Source organism: Pseudomonas sp. AL03, from assembly GCF_029960815.1.
GTDB lineage: Bacteria > Pseudomonadota > Gammaproteobacteria > Pseudomonadales > Pseudomonadaceae > Aquipseudomonas.
The window spans coordinates 1-14,901 of sequence record NZ_JASBRE010000040.1 but is presented as its reverse complement, the minus strand read 5'-3'; the positions used below and the strand labels follow the sequence as shown (position 1 = coordinate 14,901).

The following is a 14,901-nucleotide window of genomic DNA, read 5'->3' as shown; positions in this document are numbered from 1 at the left end:
GTTATTGGCACCGGTGCAAACCATGAAGTAACAGCCCGCGTAACGGTGTTGTATCAATCGGGGCGACCGTCTGCCAGCCATCGCGCAGGTGGGCGTCGACGCTATCAACGTTCGGGGAGGGTCCAACTTTCGCGTATTTTCTCGTATTGCGCTTCGGGCATTTGAACCAGCAGAGGGGACTGGCGAGGATCCAGCCAATGGAACAAACGAGAAATATTCGCTGAATCCATGGCGGTGCAACCCAGCGTCGGCGAGGTGGGGCCACGCCAAATGTGGAAGAAAATGCACGAGCCCGAGGCGGGGGACGCCGGCGTATTGTGCTCGATGAAAATACCTTTTCGGTACATGTCGTCATCGCGACGCATACGTTCGGAGCTGTTCCAATCTTTCGAAATTGTCGCGCCATCGACAAGCTGGTTATAGCGTGCGGAGTGGCTGTCATCCACGCATTCGATGGTCGATGTCAGCGCAAGGTAAGGCAGTTGGGTGTCGGCCGTGCCGTCGTAGCCAAAAGCCGTTCCAAGCTTGAATACCCCGGCAGGTGCTTTGCCATCGCCTTCACGTTTGACCGGACCTTCGCGTTGTTCAACGCTGCCAAGACCCTTGCCCCACGCCAGCCCGCTCTTGCCGACCACCACCGAAAACGGTGCTTCGTATTTTCGAAAGGTGTTTCCGTGCCGTTCATAGCGCTGGGCAGTGCCCTGGATGTCAGTCCAGTTTTTGGTGGTGACCACAATCAGCTGATGGCTGATGTCGAGAACGTCGCTTGCACCCAGCGGCACGATGGGGAAGTCCATGATGTTCTTCGTTGATTCTCTACTGTATGTGAAGTGCCACCATTCCTTCGAGTACCCGGTAAACCCTTCTTTCTCCATGGCCCTGCTGAGCGTCTGGCGATTGTCCCTGGCGGCAGCGTTGATCATCCGGTTGTCGGTATGCGCTCGCTCATCGAAGCAATCGAAACCGGTGCCCATATCGAGTGCGCCGTCGCGCCAACGCTGGCCATAGGGGGCCGTGCAATCGACTTGCTTGGCTGAAAGTGTCCAGACATCGGCGGGCAGCGTATCCGGACCGGTCAGTGTCAAATCCACGGTTGAGCCTTTGGAATGGTTCGACACCCGCGCCACGTAACCCAGACGCCAGAAGTCCTGCTTGTCCACGCGCGGATAGAACTCGGCCTTGCGTGGGTCACCGGGCTCCGTCGCGAAGCGCCCCATATCGGCAACGGCACGGCTGGGTCGATAACAGTCAAACACCTTCAAACCATAGCCCTGCGCCTGCAATGCCTTTTGTACCCGAGCGAGGGCCTTGGCAGCCTCCAGCGACAACAGACACTCCCCGGCGCCGTAACCGTCGAGTGGGTGCCCGGTGAAGTTGTGCGCGCTGGCATAGCGAATGTCTTGCTCGATGCCCGGATCAATCGTACGCAAATAAACCATGTTCTTGGATCGTGTCTCTGCACCGGCCATGCAGGGCACGACAATGCTCAGACACAGGGCCAATTGCAGCCAGGGCCGCTCGAGCAGGCTGCGCGAACGAAGCGGAAACAGTGTCGAGGAGGGCAGGGGCAGGATGTTGCAGAGAGGGCGCATGCGATGCTCCAAAGAGGCTGGCTCTCAAGCCAGATCAGGCGATGGGTTGAGTCAGTGACAGTAGCAACGCACGGCCCGCTGCACCCGCAGAGCCTAACCCCGTTTCAGTCACCCGTTTGAGGGTGGGGCTGAGGATCCCTTCGCATGACTTGAAAGAGCCATGAAACTTTGGACGAATATGTATGCAGAGCTGACGTTGGTCGACGCACTAGCGTATGTCCGCTGTTGAGCGATTGCGGCCCGTCGCGAAGGGCCGCATTCGACCCATTGCAGGCATTGGATAACGTAGAGCTAGTCGGTGCTACGCGGCTTTATCGCGCAGCGTCCAGCAACTAAAGAGAGCGTCGTTGAGTGCATTGTCAGGCCGCGTCCCGCGGTACGTGTCGTCGGAATACCTAGGCCAAACAGACTTGTAAATTCTGGTGGTGTTTCAGATACACAGATCAGCTCTCAGGGGTAATGATCGAGTCTAGACTGGGTTCAGCAGCTAGTTTCAATCGGTCAGCTTTACTAATGTATTTAGACTTACTTGGCGGTGCCAATTTGGCACTGGCCTTTTTTGCGTGAGCCTTTAATAACTGCTTTATTTTTTTACGACGATTCATATTTTCTACTCGGCTTGTGCGTTCTTGAATGATGACAGAGGTTTGCGCACGAAGCCTAGGTAGTGAGAGAGGGGTTCACTGCGTCTTCAAACATGTCCACCAGCTCAGGATCCATGTAGCGAAAGTGGTCGGGAGTATCCAGAGAGTGAATCTGCTTGTGTTCAAGCAGACGGGCGTACTCGGCCTGCAGACGATTCAGGTGTTTGCGTTCTATGACAAAAATGACATCGGCCCAGCGAATATCCGCTGGGCCCATGGGTCTGCGTGCGTCCAGATCGCTTCCGCCGTGGGACTACGCCATTGGTTACGACTGCAGACAAACAGGAGGTTTGTCACTCTTGATCCAACAGTTGGCGGGTGGTGCGGATGGGATAGCTCATGCCGAGTTGGCGTGCCCTGACAAGCTTGTCGGCACGGGTGTACATCAGCTTCCAGTCCTTTTCCGGCTTGAATTTCAGCGGACGAACCGCTTTGTCATTGCCGCGCTTTCGGGCCTGTGTGCATCTCCAGGCGCGGGTTCTTTCCATGGTCATCTCCTCGTCAGTACCGGGTTCAGCAGCCGCGGTAAGCGCTCGCGGCGGGTCTGCTTACGCCTGCTGGCATACTCGGCATCGGCGAAGGACATCTGTTTCATCGGGACTCGACACGTTCTGTTCATGTGAGGTGCGTATTTCACCAAATCTGGAAGTCTTTTTCAGAGTTTCCTTAGTGAACAACGCAGGTATTACCGGATTTGAGCAAAGCGCCGTGCGGCACGACCCGGAACATGCGCGTCGGGTGGACTGGCACGCAGTGGATCAAACCAATCTCGACGGCGTATTGCTCGGTTGCAAGTACGCCATTCGCGGCGCAGTTCGCAATCACACAAAAACGGGGGCTCTCTACTGCGCCGAGCAAGGTCTCAACGTTCGGTGCAACTCGATTCATCCGGCGGCCATCCTCACACCAATAATGAAATGGCTCCCGCCGCCGCTCCCTGCGATCGCCCACTAAGCTTTCGCAGGGGGCTCATCGGAAACCGTTGCCATGAACAAAGTAGCTATTGCCGCCATCGACTTGGGAAAACACACCTTCCATCTGCATGCGCAAGATGATCGTGGTCATGAGCTTTACTGCAAAAAGGTTACTCGCGTGACGCTCACTCAACACCTGGCGAACCTGGAACCTTGTACCGTCGCCGCCCTTCTGGAGGTTGGCGTCAGCCTGACCCCAGGCTTCAAATCAATCAACGATCTGCCGGCGCTGCTTGAGACGAGTGCAGTTCCTGAGCCCATCAAGAAAATTCTGACGACGCTGCATGAGCACTTCAACTTTCTGGACGGGCAGGTCAAAAAGCGGGACAAGGACGTGGAATGGCAAGCCGCTGGAGATGATCTGGCTGCTCGCTTGATGCTCCACCTCCTCGAGGCACCGAACGAAAGGGCGGAACCCTAAGTCGCCGTTACCGCAACAACGGATATGTACACAATCAAAAAAAGAGCCACCATCACCAACAAGCCAGCTAGCGAATGAAGTGAATCTTGCCGGTATCGTCGTTGCCGATGTAGATGCCGTAAACTCCGGCCTGGCGTTCCTCGATATAGCGTTCGAGGATCTGCCGGATCGCCGGGTAGTAGATGCTGTCCCAAGGGATGTCCTCGGGTGCGAAGAATTTGTAGTCGAGGATTTCCGGCCCGCACTGGCCGGTGATCTCCAACGCGATGGCGCGGAAGATGATGTACACCTCGCTGATCTTCGGCACGCTGAAGATCGAGTACGGCGAGAGAATATCCGCGCGCACGCCGCTTCCCAGACTTCTCGCAGCGCCGCCTGCTCGGTGGTCTCGCCGCCTTACATGAAGTCGGCCGGCAGCGTCCAGGTGCCAGGACGCGGCGGGATCGCGCGCTGACACAGCAACTACTTGCCGTCCTGCTCGATGATGCAGCCGGCGATGATTTTTGGATTGATGTAATGGATGTAGCCGCAACCGCAGCACATCAGGCGCTCGTGCGTATCGCCCGGCGGCAGCTGAAGCCTGAGGTCATTACCACCGCACTTCGGACAAAAGCTCGACTGAACATGTTTAGCGACCTATGCGTGGTTCTTTAAGCGTGATCGGCAGGGTGATGTCGGGGATTTTTCCGGTCTCTTCCTGTTTGCGCTTGAGATAGTCCAGAGCGACTGTCGCGGCGGCGCGCACGTGGTCGACGCAAGCCTGGTGGGCGGCAAGGGGATCGCCACTCTTGATCGCTTCGACCATGCGTTCCATTTCCTGATTGCTCGCGCCGCGACGGTTTTCCTGGGACACCGACGTCGCCCGCAGATAGCTGATTCGTGCCTGCAGCTGACGCAGCTGAGTGGCCGCGACATGGTTGCCGGAGCCTTCGAGCAGTACATCGTAGAAACCCTGAACCGAATCGATGACCTGTTGCAACTCGCCGTCCTTGAGGGCCTTGCGGTTTTCCTCGAGGGCTTTTTCCAGGGCCTTGATGTCCTTGGCCTTGGCGCGCAGGGTGAACAGCTGGACGATCAGGCCTTCGAGCACGCAACGCAGCTCATAGATGTCGCCGGCATCGGACAGGGTAATGATCGCAACCCGTGGGCCCTTGGCGTCGGCGAATTCCACCAGGCCTTCGGATTCCAGGTGACGCAACGCTTCGCGTACGGACGTGCGACTGACGCCCAGGCGATCGCACAGATCGCGCTCGACCAGACGGTCTCCCGGCAGAAGCTGGAAGTTCATGATGGCGCTTCGCAGTTTATCCAGTACGATTTCGCGCAGGGTAACGGGGTTGCGATTGACCTTGAAGCTGTCGTCGAGTGGCAGGCGTTTCATGGGGTCCGCTCTGAGTGTGGCTGTCCATGCAAAAAGAGCACTTCGATCGCAAGAATCTCCGTGCTCGGTCAGATCAAACAGCCAAGGGTTAACTGGAGGCCTCGGCCTCGGCGAACGCTTCACGGGCGAGCCGGAAACTGTCTACGGCAGCGGGGACACCGCAATAAATACCGACCTGAAGCAGAATTTCGCGTATTTGTTCACGAGTCAGTCCGTTACGCAAGGCGCCGCGCACATGCAGCTTGAGTTCGTGAGGCCGATTGAGGGCCGAAATCATGGCCAACTTTATCATGCTGCGCTCTTTAAGCGACAAACCCTCACGGCCCCAGACATGGCCCCAGCAGTACTCCGTGACCATTTCCTGAAGCGGCCGAGTGAAGTCGTCGGCGTTTTCGATGGCGCGTTTCACGTAGGCTACGCCCAGCACTTGAGTGCGGATTTTCAGGCCTTTTTCGTACTTCTCAGTGCTCATCACTATGCTCCCACAGGTTTTGAATAATCCTGTCAGGCCAGGGCGGGCAGGGGGCCCAGCTTGCCTTTGTGATAGATCATCGGCGTCACCGGCGGGTCGGACAGAATCAGATTCTTCACCGCGCCGACGATAATCGCGTGGTCACCGCCGTCTTACTCGCGCCACAGTTCGCACTCGATGATCGCCGTGGCTTTGCCCAGCAGCGGGTTGCCCAGTGCGCTGAGGTGCCATTCGATATTCTTGGCGTTGTGGCAAGTGAATCGCAAACTGCTTGCTGTCGCGCAGGATCGGGTAAGTGTCAGAGGCATAGTTGGGGCAGAACAGCACCAGTGCCGGATCGATCGACAGCGCACTGAAGGCGCTGGCGGTCAGACCGCGCTGTCGAAAGCCGTCTGCGCCGCTTGTACAGCGTGTTCGATTTCGCCGTCGGCGCCCACTACAGCGGCCTTGCCATAAGCCTCGATCTTCTCGGCGCCGCCGATGATGCCCACCAGACGCTCGACCATCAGTGCGCCGAGGTCGGAGCAGTTGGCGCGAATTTCCGGTTTCAGGTCTTCGACAAAGCCGCGGCCCAGCCAAGGGTGTTTCATCACGACGGCCAGACCGCCCATGGTGACGGGCGTATTGGTGGCCTTGCCGCCTTCGATAAAGGTTTCTTCGACGTAGCTGACGATCTTGCGGATTTCGAAACTCATGAGCTGCTCTGTGTGGGGTAAGAGTGTCTGTGCGTCTGATGGTATACCATAATACCGTCTATACATCCGAGCGGCCGTTCAAGAGCGATGTTAAAAAATGATATTAATATAAAAACTTCACATTTTATGATCATTGGAGGATTATCTGCTCAACCTGCACGCGCCTTGCTGGCGTTGAAAAAAGCCGCTGCTTTCCTCTGGAGTACCCATGAATAACAAGAATGTCGGTGTAGTCGGTCTGGGCGCGATGGGCCTGGGCATTGCCCGCTCGCTGTTGCGTAGCGGCTTCAATGTGTATGCCTGCGATGTGCGAGCGGCGGTGGCGGGACAGTTTGCCAGCGAGGGCGGCGTGGCATGCGCTTCGCCCGCGCACATGGCCGCCGAGTGCGATGTGATCATTACGGTCGTGGTGAATGCCGAGCAGACGCAGACCGTATTGTTTGGCGAGGGTGGTGCCGTTGCCGCTTTGCGTCCTGGCAGTCTGCTGATCGGCTGCGCCACCGTGGCCCCGACCTACGCCGTGGACCTGGGTCAGCGTCTGGCCGAGCAAGGCCTGCTGTATCTGGACGCACCGATCTCCGGTGGCGCGGCCAAGGCTGCCGCCGGCGAGATGACCATGATGACGTCGGGCCCGGCTGACGCTTATGCCATGGCCGAAGCGATCCTTGCGGGCATGGCCGGCAAGGTTTATCGCCTGGGTGACGTCCATGGCCTGGGTTCGAAGGTCAAAATCATCAATCAGTTGCTCGCCGGGGTACACATCGCTGCTTCTGCCGAAGCCGTGGCGCTGGGCCTGCGTGAAGGGGTCGATGCCGATGCTTTGTATGAGGTGATTACCCACAGCGCCGGTAACTCCTGGATGTTCGAAAACCGCGTACCGCACATTCTCAAGGCTGACTACACACCGTTGTCCGCGGTGGATATTTTCGTCAAGGACCTGGGCCTGGTGCTGGATACCGCCCGGGCCAGCAAATTCCCGCTGCCGCTGTCGGCCACCGCTCACCAGATGTTCATGCAGGCGTCCAGTGCCGGCTTCGGCCGTGAGGACGACTCGGCAGTGATCAAGATTTTTCCGGGCATCGAATTGCCGACTGCCAAGCCCCAGTCCGTTTGAAGCCCGAGCCCGTTTGAGGAACACCCCATGACTACCTCCACCGCACGCCCGCTGTTGGGCTGCATCGCCGACGATTTCACCGGTGCCACGGACCTTGCCAACATGCTGGTGCGCGGCGGTATGCGCACCGTGCAAAGCATCGGTATCCCGAGCTCGGAAGTTGCCGCCGGGCTTGACGCCGATGCGATCGTCATTGCTCTGAAATCGCGTACCACGCCGGTGGCCGAAGCGGTCGAGCAGTCCCTCGCAGCGCTGGCCTGGCTGCGTGACCAAGGTTGCGAGCAGATCTTCTTCAAATATTGCTCGACGTTCGACTCCACTGCGGCCGGCAATATCGGCCAGGTCAGCGAAGCGCTGCTGGCCGCACTGGGGAGCGACTTCACTCTGGCCTGCCCGGCGTTCCCGGAGAATGGCCGGGCGAACTATCGCGGCCACTTGTTTGTGCAGGATCAGCTGCTCAGCGAGTCGGGCATGCAGCATCACCCGCTGACGCCGATGACCGATGCCAATCTGGTTCGGGTCCTGCAATCGCAGACCCGCCTGAATGTCGGCCTGTTGCGCTACGACACCATTGCCGGCGGCACTGATCAGGTGCGTGCGCGAATCGCCGAGTTGCGGGCTCAAGGTGTCGGCATGGCCATCGCTGATGCCTTGTCGGACAGCGATCTGCACACCCTCGGTACCGCCTGTGCCGATCTGCCGTTGTTGACCGGTGGTTCGGGCCTGGCCTTGGGCTTGCCGGAAAATTTCCGTCGTGCCGGCAAGCTGCGCGACCTCGACGCGTCGAAACTCCCGGCGGTGTTCGGTGGGGAAGTGGTATTGGCCGGCAGTGCTTCGATCGCCACCAATGGGCAAGTGGCTGCCTGGCTCGAAGCCGGCCGACCGGCCCTGCGGATTGATCCGTTGGCCTTGGCTGCGGGTGAACCGGTGGTGGCGCAAGCCTTGACCTTCGCCCGTGATAACGAAAGAACCGTATTGATCTACGCCACCAGCTCACCGGATGAGGTCAAGTCGGTGCAACAGCAACTGGGTGTCGAGCAGGCTGGAAGTCTGGTGGAAAAAGCCTTTGGCGACATTGCACAAGGTCTGCGCCAGAGCGGTGTGCGCCGTTTCGTGATCGCTGGCGGAGAAACCTCGGGCGCTGTTGTTCAGGCGTTGGGCGTACAGCTGCTGCAGATCGGCGCGCAGATCGATCCGGGTGTGCCGGCGACCGTCAGCACTACTGACGAACCTTTGGCGCTGGCACTCAAATCGGGCAACTTCGGTGGTCGCGACTTCTTCAGCAAAGCCTTGAACCAACTCGCCCAGGCCGGAGGTGCGCAATGAGTAACGAAAACGCCCTGCGCGAAGAAATCTGTGAGGTCGGCCGCAGCCTTTACCAGCGCGGTTACACCGTCGGCAGCGCCGGCAATATCAGCGCGCGCCTGGACGACGGCTGGTTGATCACACCGACTGATGTCTGCCTCGGACGCCTCGATCCGGCGACCATCGCCAAGGTCAACCTCGCCGGCGAATGGGTGTCCGGTGACAAGCCTTCAAAGACCCTGGCGCTGCATCGCCAGGTCTACGACCGCAACCCGAATGTCGGCGGCGTGGTGCATACCCACTCCACCCATCTGGTGGCGTTGACGCTGGCAGGTGTCTGGCAGGCGGACGACATTCTGCCGCCGCTGACGCCATATCAGGTCATGAAAGTCGGGCATATCCCGTTGATTAGCTACCAGCGACCCGGCTCGCCGACGGTTGCCGAACAGGTTGCCCGGCTGGCCAACAACGTTCGTGGCGTGATGCTTGAACGACTTGGCCCGGTGGTCTGGGAGAGTTCGGTATCCAGGGCCAGCTACGCCCTGGAGGAACTCGAGGAAACCGCGCGGCTCTGGCTGATGAGCAATCCCAAGCCTGAACCGCTCGATCAGGCAGCGCTGGACGAGCTGCGAGAGACTTTTGGTGCGCACTGGTGAGGCGTTGGCTTAACACGACAGACCGATAACGCAGGCCCTGACCGGGAGACGCGCAGCGACTCTCGATGGCCGAGGCTTGCCAAAAAATACAATAACAAGAGTTAAACCAAGCATGACTCATCTTCATTGCGGCATGTTCAGATCCAGTGGCGCAACCCTATCGTTCACCCGGCGTGGAGGGTGTGGGAAATGAGCCCGTTAATCCTGCCGGTTACCGCGGGGCTCGGGATCGCTCTGTTGTTGTTCCTGGTGCTCAAGTACAAGTTTCAGCCATTCGTGGCCTTGATGCTGGTGAGCATTCTGGTGGCGCTGGTGGCCGGGGTGAAGCCGGCCGATCTGGTCGCCACCATCGAAGGTGGCATGGGCAAGACCCTGGGTCATATTGCGATCATCATTGCCCTGGGCGCGATGATCGGGCGGATCATCGAGCTCTCAGGCGGTGCCGAGGCGCTGGCCAAGTCGCTGATTACTCGTTTCGGCAACCGACGTACGCCGCTGGCGTTGACGATTGCCGGCTTCATGGTGGGGGTGCCGGTGTTCTTCGAGGTCGGCGTGATCATCCTGATGCCGCTGGCCTATGGTATTGCGCGCAGTGCGCGTAAGCCGTTGTTGGTGTTTGCGCTGCCGATGTGCGCTGCCTTGTTGACCGTACACGCTTTTCTGCCGCCGCACCCGGGCGCAGTGGCCGCGGCCAGTCAATTGGGCGCGGACCTGGGCCGCGTGCTGATGTTCGGTCTGCCCATCACTGCGTTCCTTTGCTATGTCGGCTACCGCGTGGCCGCACGCATGACCCGTCGGGTGTACCCGATGACCGACGATATTCGTGCCGAGGTCTATGGCCCGCATGTCACCAACGATGATCTGGCCGCCTGGTCCAATGGCAACGACAAGCGCAGTGAGCGAGCGGCTGTGGCCGTGTCGCACATGGGCCTGGAAGAGTCCGCCAGCAGCATCGTTTCCAAGTTGCCGCCGGCACCCGCACCGGGGTTTGGCCTGATCGTCAGCCTGATCCTGCTACCCATCATTCTGATTCTGCTGGGGACTCTGTCCACCTCGTTGCTGCCTGCCGAATCGATCCTGCGCGGCATCATGACCGTGCTCGGCGCGCCGCTGGTGGCACTGCTGATCGACACCTTGCTGTGTGCGTGGTTGCTGGGTTCGCGTCGGGGCTGGAGTCGCACTCAGGTGTCGGACGTGATTGGTTCGGCCTTGCCCGGTGTGGCCATGGTGATCTTGATTGCCGGTGCCGGCGGGGTGTTTGGCAAGGTGCTGGTGGATACCGGAATCGGTGCCGTGGTCTCCGATATGCTGCGCACCACCGGTCTGCCGGTGCTGGCGCTGGGCTTTCTCCTGACCCTGCTGTTGCGCGCGGTGCAGGGCTCGACCACGGTGGCGCTGGTGACCACTGCCGGCATCATCAGCCCGCTGATTGCGACCCTTAATCTCCCCCCGAACCATATGGCCCTGCTGATCTGGCCCTTTGTCTAACTCTTTATCTCAGGAGCTACCATGCCTCGTTTTGCTGCCAACCTCAGCATGCTCTACCCGGAACATGCGTTTCTGGATCGCTTTGCCGCCGCGGCTGCTGATGGTTTCGAAGCGGTGGAGTATCTGTTTCCCTACGACTACAGCGCTGAAGCACTCAAACAACGCTTGAGCGACAACGGCCTGGTGCAGGCGCTGTTCAACGCGCCGCCCGGTAATTGGACGGCGGGCGAGCGGGGCACGGTGTCGTTGCCGGGTCGGGAGCGTGAATTTCGTAGCGGTTTTGATCGCGCCCTGGAATACGCCGGCGTACTGGGCAACTCACGGATCCATGTCATGGCCGGCCTGCTGCCCTCCGAAAGTGATCGGGCACGGCATCACGCCATTTATCTGGACAACCTCGCCTACGCCACCGCCCAGGCGGCCAAGGCAGGTGTCACGGTATTGCTTGAGCCGATCAATACGCGGGACATGCCGGGCTTTTTCCTCAACCGGCAGGATCAGGCCCAGGCCATCTGCAAGGAAGTGGGCGCCAGTAACCTGAAGGTTCAGTTCGACTGCTACCACTGCCAAATCGTCGAGGGCGACCTGGCCACTAAACTGCGTCGGGACTTCGACGGTATCGGCCACATCCAGATCGCCGGCGTGCCGGACCGACATGAGCCGGACCAGGGAGAAGTCAACTATCCCTATCTGTTCGAACTGATCGACCAGTTGGGTTATGACGGTTGGGTAGGGTGCGAATACCGACCGCGTGGCAACACCTCGGCCGGCTTGCAGTGGTTGCGTGACTGGAAGGCGCGCTAAGCGCTACAGAAGAGGGAGCGACGGGCTCTGCTGGATGCAGGAGCCCGTTGTTTCACGCCGGGGGATTGTCAGACGGCAGCAACAGCTCGACCCCCTGCTTGCGGATGCTGTCGGCCGCCGCAGGGGTCAACGCGTCGTCGCTGAGGATGATGTCGAACTGTTCGAGCCCGGCGATCCTGTACATGCTGAACGTGCCGTACTTCGAACTGCTGGCCACCAGCACTACTTGCGAGGCCGATTGCATCGCGACTTGCTTGACCTCCACCTTAAGCGCCGACGGCGTGGTGAGGCCGCGACGCAAATCCCAGGAGCTGGTCGATATGAAGGCGATATCGGTGACGACCTGACGCAAGGTGGCAACCGCCAGACTGCCCACGCACGATTGATTGGAGTGATCCAGCTGCCCGCCGGTATGAATCACCGTGACTTGGGGGGCTTCGATCAGTGCCTGGACAATGCCGAAATCATTGGTCACGACGGTCATGCCGGACAGCGCCTTAATGTAGGGGACGATTTCCAGCGTGCTGGTTCCCGCATCCAGGTAAATCGTCATATTGGCATGCAGTAGCCGGGCGGCGAGCTTGGCCATGGCCTGCTTCTGCGGCAACTCGACCACCGCCTTGAACTGATGGCTGGGCTCACTGTGAAGCTGGCTGGCGATTCGCACCCCACCTGTTACCGAGTAAGCACGTCCTTCCTGTTCAAGCAACGCGATATCGCGGCGTATGGTCATGTGCGAACAGTCGAACATGTCCATCAATTGATGAACGCTCAGCACCTGACGTTTGCGCAACTGCCGCAACATCAATTCACGGCGCTGTTCAGGAATCATCGGTGCGCCGCTTTCGGCGGCGATGTCCTTTTGACTAGGCATTCGAGCTCCAGCATGAAGAAATCCGCAGACAAGGAACGCGGGCAAACATAGTAGCGAATCTACGGTAAAGGAACGAGGAGTGCCTGCTACCGAGAGATGATCCCGTGATCAATCGCGTATTTGACCAGGGCCGCCGGTTTGTCGATGTTGAGTTTGCGACGGATGCTCAGGCGATGGGTTTCTACCGTCCGAACGCTGATGTCCAGTTCGCGGGCCATCTCCTTGTTGTTCAGCCCCTGAGCCATCTTGTACAACACCTGGCTTTCGCGCGGTGTCAGCTCGTTGTCGGTACCTTTATCGGCGATGAGCCGCTGGGCGATCTCGGCGCTGTAGAACGTCCCGCCACTGGCGATCGCTTCGATCGCCGCAATGATTTCCCGCGACGGTGAGTTTTTCAGTACATAGCCGCTGGCACCGGCGCGAACGGACTCGCTCACGTATTCATTGTTGTCGTACATGCTGAGCACCAGCACCTTGAGCGACGGGTACTGGCTGCGTAACACCCTGGTCAGCTCAAGCCCGTTCATGTCCCGCAGGCTAATGTCGACCAGCAACAGGTCCGGCTGGCAGCGCCCGACCATTTCAATGGCCTGCGCGCCACTCTCGGCTTCGCCCACCACTTCCAGGGGGGCCATGACCGCCAGCAGCGCTTTGATGCCGTCGCGGACTAGGGCGTGATCGTCGACCAGGGCGACGCGGATCGGGTAGGGCAGGCTCATCGCGGCATTCACTCTAGTTGTTGTGGGGCGCGTCAGCGTTTTGCGCCGGGCACTTTCATCGGTAGCAGAACGTCCAGCTCACTTCTTCCCGGCATCGAGATCAGGTCGAATCGTCCACCAAAATGCTCGACACGCTCACGGATATTACGCAGGCCAATGCCCGCATGACGACGTTCGACCTGAGCGACGTTGAAACCGATACCGTCATCGACCACCGTCAACCGTACGGACTCCTCAGACCCGTGCAGGGTAATGGAGACGTTTTTAGCCTGGGCGTGTCGTTCGATATTAGTCAGACCTTCTTGCACGATGCGGAACAGCGCGACCGCTGCCCCATCGACCCAATGACAGTCGAATTCGTTGTCGTTGTAGGTCACCACCAAGCCGCTGCGTTGCTCGAATTCAGCGGCGAGTTGACCGATCGCCGCCGGCAGGCCCAGGGTGTCGAGCAGCGACGAGCGCAGGTCGTGAGAGAGGCTGCGAACCTCACCAATCGCTTCCCCCAGGCGTTCCGTGGCGTCCCTCAGCGTGCTCAAACCCTTGTCCTGTGCTTGCCCGTTCTCGAGCAGATGGCTGGCCAGTTCGAACTGAAATTTGATGGAGACAAGCAGCTGGCTGATGCCGTCGTGCAGTTCACGGGAAACCCGGGATCGCTCTTCCTCCTGCAAGCTGACGATACGCTGAGTCAGGCGCTGAAGCTTTTTGTCGGCCAGACGATGCTCGCTGACGTTGAGCGTCATGCCGCTGGCGAAGACAAACAACACCGCCACGAGGGCCACCGCGGCAATTGCCAGCATGGTTTTACGAATGCCCTGGGCCACTTCGTCACGCGCCTGTTGGGTCGCGCGCTCAACGTCTTCGAGGTAAATGCCGGTGCCGAGCATCCAGCCCCAACGATCCAGCATCACCACATAGGCGAGCTTGTCGGTCACTTGGCCGGAAGAGGGTTTGTTCCAGGCGTAGCGTTGAAAGCCTTCGCCGGATTGCGCACTTTTGAGCAACGCCTGGATCACTGGCAAACCGTGAGGGTCCTTCATGTCCCACAGGTATTTGCCCACCAACTCCGACTGGCGCGCGTGCATCAGGCTGCGACCTTCGTGGTCGTAGACGAAGAAGTAGCCATTGATGCCAAAGCTGAGCTTGCGCAGTTCTTCCAGGACTTGTTGCTGTGCGTGTTCGTCACCGTGGCCGTCGTCGTACAGCGGCTCGATCAAGCTTTGCGCCATTTCGACATAGTTCTTAAGTTCTGCGCGCTTGCTCGCCAGAATGCTGTCTTCGATCAGTTGCGCCTGTTGTTCACCCAGTTGACGGTTCATCGAAATCACCAGCGCGCAGATGACGGCGATGGCCAACACCAGCGGCAGAATCCCGAGCGCGACGATTTTATGTTTGAGCTGCATCTCTGCTCCTGTCCGGACCGAGGGAAGGCGAAGGCCCGGCATCATATGCCAAAGATACGCGCGTCCAGTAGCGGTGCTGGACGGGATGACCAACCGTCTACGTAGAACTACGTAGACACGGCGTACGTAGTAACGCGGATTTATTTGTAGACGGCATGCGGGGATATTGGGCCAGCTCCGCACAGCGGACACAATTATAAAAATTACCGCCGCAGCCCACTGGCTGTCGGCAGGAGACTCGCTATGCCCCGTCTGGCTAAACACCTCGCCTGGTTTGCCGTGGCTGTCCTGGGAGCGTTTGCGCTGAGTGTCGTGGCCCTGCGCCGCGGCGAAGCGATCAACGCCCTCTGGATCGTAGTCGC

At 59.3% G+C, this 14,901-nt stretch carries 14 protein-coding genes and 5 pseudogenes; 7 read left to right on the top strand and 12 right to left on the bottom strand.

Annotation, left to right across the window (positions count from 1 at the left end; genetic code table 11):
- Window positions 1-104: 104 nt before the first annotated feature.
- The 4 genes and pseudogenes from QK293_RS25265 to QK293_RS25250 all read right to left on the bottom strand — a co-directional run bounded on the left by QK293_RS25265 (window position 105) and on the right by QK293_RS25250 (window position 2,724).
- On the bottom strand, window positions 105-1,592 hold the full coding sequence (locus QK293_RS25265) for a M15 family metallopeptidase (RefSeq protein ID WP_282382516.1): 1,488 nt from the start codon (window positions 1,590-1,592) through the stop codon (window positions 105-107).
- A 443-nt stretch (window positions 1,593-2,035) separates the two neighbouring features.
- The gene (locus QK293_RS25260; RefSeq protein ID WP_282382450.1) at window positions 2,036-2,197 is read right to left on the bottom strand and encodes a DUF2986 domain-containing protein; all 162 of its coding nucleotides are present in this window, start codon (window positions 2,195-2,197) and stop codon (window positions 2,036-2,038) included.
- A gap of 55 nt (window positions 2,198-2,252) precedes the next feature.
- Window positions 2,253-2,533, bottom strand: a pseudogene (locus QK293_RS25255) (phosphotyrosine protein phosphatase).
- Window positions 2,530-2,724: a hypothetical protein gene (locus tag QK293_RS25250; protein ID WP_282382445.1), complete on the bottom strand. Its 195-nt coding sequence runs from the start codon at window positions 2,722-2,724 to the stop codon at window positions 2,530-2,532. The pseudogene QK293_RS25255 and the gene QK293_RS25250 overlap by 4 nt, the downstream one beginning before the upstream one ends.
- 178 nt (window positions 2,725-2,902) lie before the next feature.
- Between QK293_RS25250 and QK293_RS25245 the strand changes: the two are divergent.
- Together QK293_RS25245 and QK293_RS25240 are read left to right on the top strand one after the other, a co-directional pair.
- A pseudogene (locus tag QK293_RS25245) lies at window positions 2,903-3,148 on the top strand (short-chain dehydrogenase); the annotation flags it as partial.
- Between the two features lie 75 nt (window positions 3,149-3,223).
- Window positions 3,224-3,631 (top strand): hypothetical protein, encoded by a 408-nt coding sequence (locus tag QK293_RS25240; protein ID WP_282382443.1) that lies wholly within the window; start codon window positions 3,224-3,226, stop codon window positions 3,629-3,631.
- A 67-nt stretch (window positions 3,632-3,698) separates the two neighbouring features.
- Here the strand turns inward: QK293_RS25240 and QK293_RS25235 are convergent.
- The 5 genes and pseudogenes from QK293_RS25235 to QK293_RS25215 all read right to left on the bottom strand — a co-directional run bounded on the left by QK293_RS25235 (window position 3,699) and on the right by QK293_RS25215 (window position 6,179).
- Window positions 3,699-4,204 (bottom strand): annotated as a pseudogene (locus tag QK293_RS25235) (NUDIX hydrolase).
- Between the two features lie 55 nt (window positions 4,205-4,259).
- Window positions 4,260-5,012 (bottom strand): GntR family transcriptional regulator, encoded by a 753-nt coding sequence (locus tag QK293_RS25230; protein ID WP_282382441.1) that lies wholly within the window; start codon window positions 5,010-5,012, stop codon window positions 4,260-4,262.
- A gap of 88 nt (window positions 5,013-5,100) precedes the next feature.
- The gene (locus QK293_RS25225; protein WP_282382439.1) at window positions 5,101-5,484 is read right to left on the bottom strand and encodes a carboxymuconolactone decarboxylase family protein; all 384 of its coding nucleotides are present in this window, start codon (window positions 5,482-5,484) and stop codon (window positions 5,101-5,103) included.
- A gap of 32 nt (window positions 5,485-5,516) precedes the next feature.
- Window positions 5,517-5,859: pseudogene (locus QK293_RS25220) on the bottom strand (flavin reductase family protein); the annotation flags it as partial.
- A complete protein-coding gene (locus QK293_RS25215) occupies window positions 5,853-6,179 on the bottom strand; it encodes an amino acid synthesis family protein (RefSeq protein WP_348775356.1) in 327 nt (108 codons plus the stop codon). The gene QK293_RS25215 and the pseudogene QK293_RS25220, both read right to left, overlap by 7 nt.
- A gap of 208 nt (window positions 6,180-6,387) precedes the next feature.
- On the opposite strand from QK293_RS25215, the gene ltnD reads away from it, so the two are divergent.
- The 5 genes and pseudogenes from ltnD (at window position 6,388) to otnI (ending at window position 11,546) form a co-directional block, all read left to right on the top strand.
- Window positions 6,388-7,293 (top strand): L-threonate dehydrogenase, encoded by a 906-nt coding sequence (gene ltnD / locus QK293_RS25210; protein WP_282382437.1) that lies wholly within the window; start codon window positions 6,388-6,390, stop codon window positions 7,291-7,293.
- 27 nt (window positions 7,294-7,320) lie between these two features.
- Entirely contained in the window at window positions 7,321-8,619 is a 1,299-nt protein-coding gene (gene otnK / locus QK293_RS25205; protein ID WP_282382436.1) for a 3-oxo-tetronate kinase, read from the top strand.
- Window positions 8,616-9,254, top strand: coding sequence for an aldolase (locus tag QK293_RS25200; RefSeq protein ID WP_282382434.1), 639 nt, complete (start codon window positions 8,616-8,618; stop codon window positions 9,252-9,254). Before otnK ends, QK293_RS25200 begins: the two co-directional genes overlap by 4 nt.
- A gap of 189 nt (window positions 9,255-9,443) precedes the next feature.
- Window positions 9,444-10,724 (top strand): annotated as a pseudogene (locus tag QK293_RS25195) (SLC13 family permease); the annotation flags it as partial.
- Between the two features lie 39 nt (window positions 10,725-10,763).
- Entirely contained in the window at window positions 10,764-11,546 is a 783-nt protein-coding gene (gene otnI, locus QK293_RS25190; RefSeq protein WP_282382433.1) for a 2-oxo-tetronate isomerase, read from the top strand.
- A 52-nt stretch (window positions 11,547-11,598) separates the two neighbouring features.
- Here the strand turns inward: otnI and QK293_RS25185 are convergent, their stop codons facing one another.
- The 3 genes from QK293_RS25185 to QK293_RS25175 all read right to left on the bottom strand — a co-directional run bounded on the left by QK293_RS25185 (window position 11,599) and on the right by QK293_RS25175 (window position 14,539).
- Complete coding sequence (locus QK293_RS25185; RefSeq protein WP_282382432.1) at window positions 11,599-12,420, bottom strand: DeoR/GlpR family DNA-binding transcription regulator; 822 nt, start codon at window positions 12,418-12,420, stop codon at window positions 11,599-11,601.
- Window positions 12,421-12,506: 86 nt separating this feature from the next.
- Complete coding sequence (locus tag QK293_RS25180) at window positions 12,507-13,139, bottom strand: response regulator transcription factor (protein WP_282382431.1); 633 nt, start codon at window positions 13,137-13,139, stop codon at window positions 12,507-12,509.
- A 32-nt stretch (window positions 13,140-13,171) separates the two neighbouring features.
- Window positions 13,172-14,539: a cache domain-containing protein gene (locus QK293_RS25175; protein ID WP_282382430.1), complete on the bottom strand. Its 1,368-nt coding sequence runs from the start codon at window positions 14,537-14,539 to the stop codon at window positions 13,172-13,174.
- Between the last annotated feature and the right edge of the window lie 362 nt (window positions 14,540-14,901).

Coding starts and splice junctions, on each gene's coding strand:
- QK293_RS25225 (WP_282382439.1), bottom strand. CDS start 5,484: ATGAGCACTGAGAAGTACGAAAAAGGCCTGAAAATCCGCACTCAAGTG.
- QK293_RS25230 (WP_282382441.1), bottom strand. CDS start 5,012: ATGAAACGCCTGCCACTCGACGACAGCTTCAAGGTCAATCGCAACCCC.
- otnK (WP_282382436.1), top strand. CDS start 7,321: ATGACTACCTCCACCGCACGCCCGCTGTTGGGCTGCATCGCCGACGAT.
- ltnD (WP_282382437.1), top strand. CDS start 6,388: ATGAATAACAAGAATGTCGGTGTAGTCGGTCTGGGCGCGATGGGCCTG.
- QK293_RS25185 (WP_282382432.1), bottom strand. CDS start 12,420: ATGCCTAGTCAAAAGGACATCGCCGCCGAAAGCGGCGCACCGATGATT.
- QK293_RS25265 (WP_282382516.1), bottom strand. CDS start 1,592: ATGCGCCCTCTCTGCAACATCCTGCCCCTGCCCTCCTCGACACTGTTT.
- QK293_RS25240 (WP_282382443.1), top strand. CDS start 3,224: ATGAACAAAGTAGCTATTGCCGCCATCGACTTGGGAAAACACACCTTC.
- QK293_RS25260 (WP_282382450.1), bottom strand. CDS start 2,197: ATGAATCGTCGTAAAAAAATAAAGCAGTTATTAAAGGCTCACGCAAAA.
- QK293_RS25175 (WP_282382430.1), bottom strand. CDS start 14,539: ATGCAGCTCAAACATAAAATCGTCGCGCTCGGGATTCTGCCGCTGGTG.
- QK293_RS25200 (WP_282382434.1), top strand. CDS start 8,616: ATGAGTAACGAAAACGCCCTGCGCGAAGAAATCTGTGAGGTCGGCCGC.
- QK293_RS25215 (WP_348775356.1), bottom strand. CDS start 6,179: ATGAGTTTCGAAATCCGCAAGATCGTCAGCTACGTCGAAGAAACCTTT.
- otnI (WP_282382433.1), top strand. CDS start 10,764: ATGCCTCGTTTTGCTGCCAACCTCAGCATGCTCTACCCGGAACATGCG.
- QK293_RS25250 (WP_282382445.1), bottom strand. CDS start 2,724: ATGGAAAGAACCCGCGCCTGGAGATGCACACAGGCCCGAAAGCGCGGC.
- QK293_RS25180 (WP_282382431.1), bottom strand. CDS start 13,139: ATGAGCCTGCCCTACCCGATCCGCGTCGCCCTGGTCGACGATCACGCC.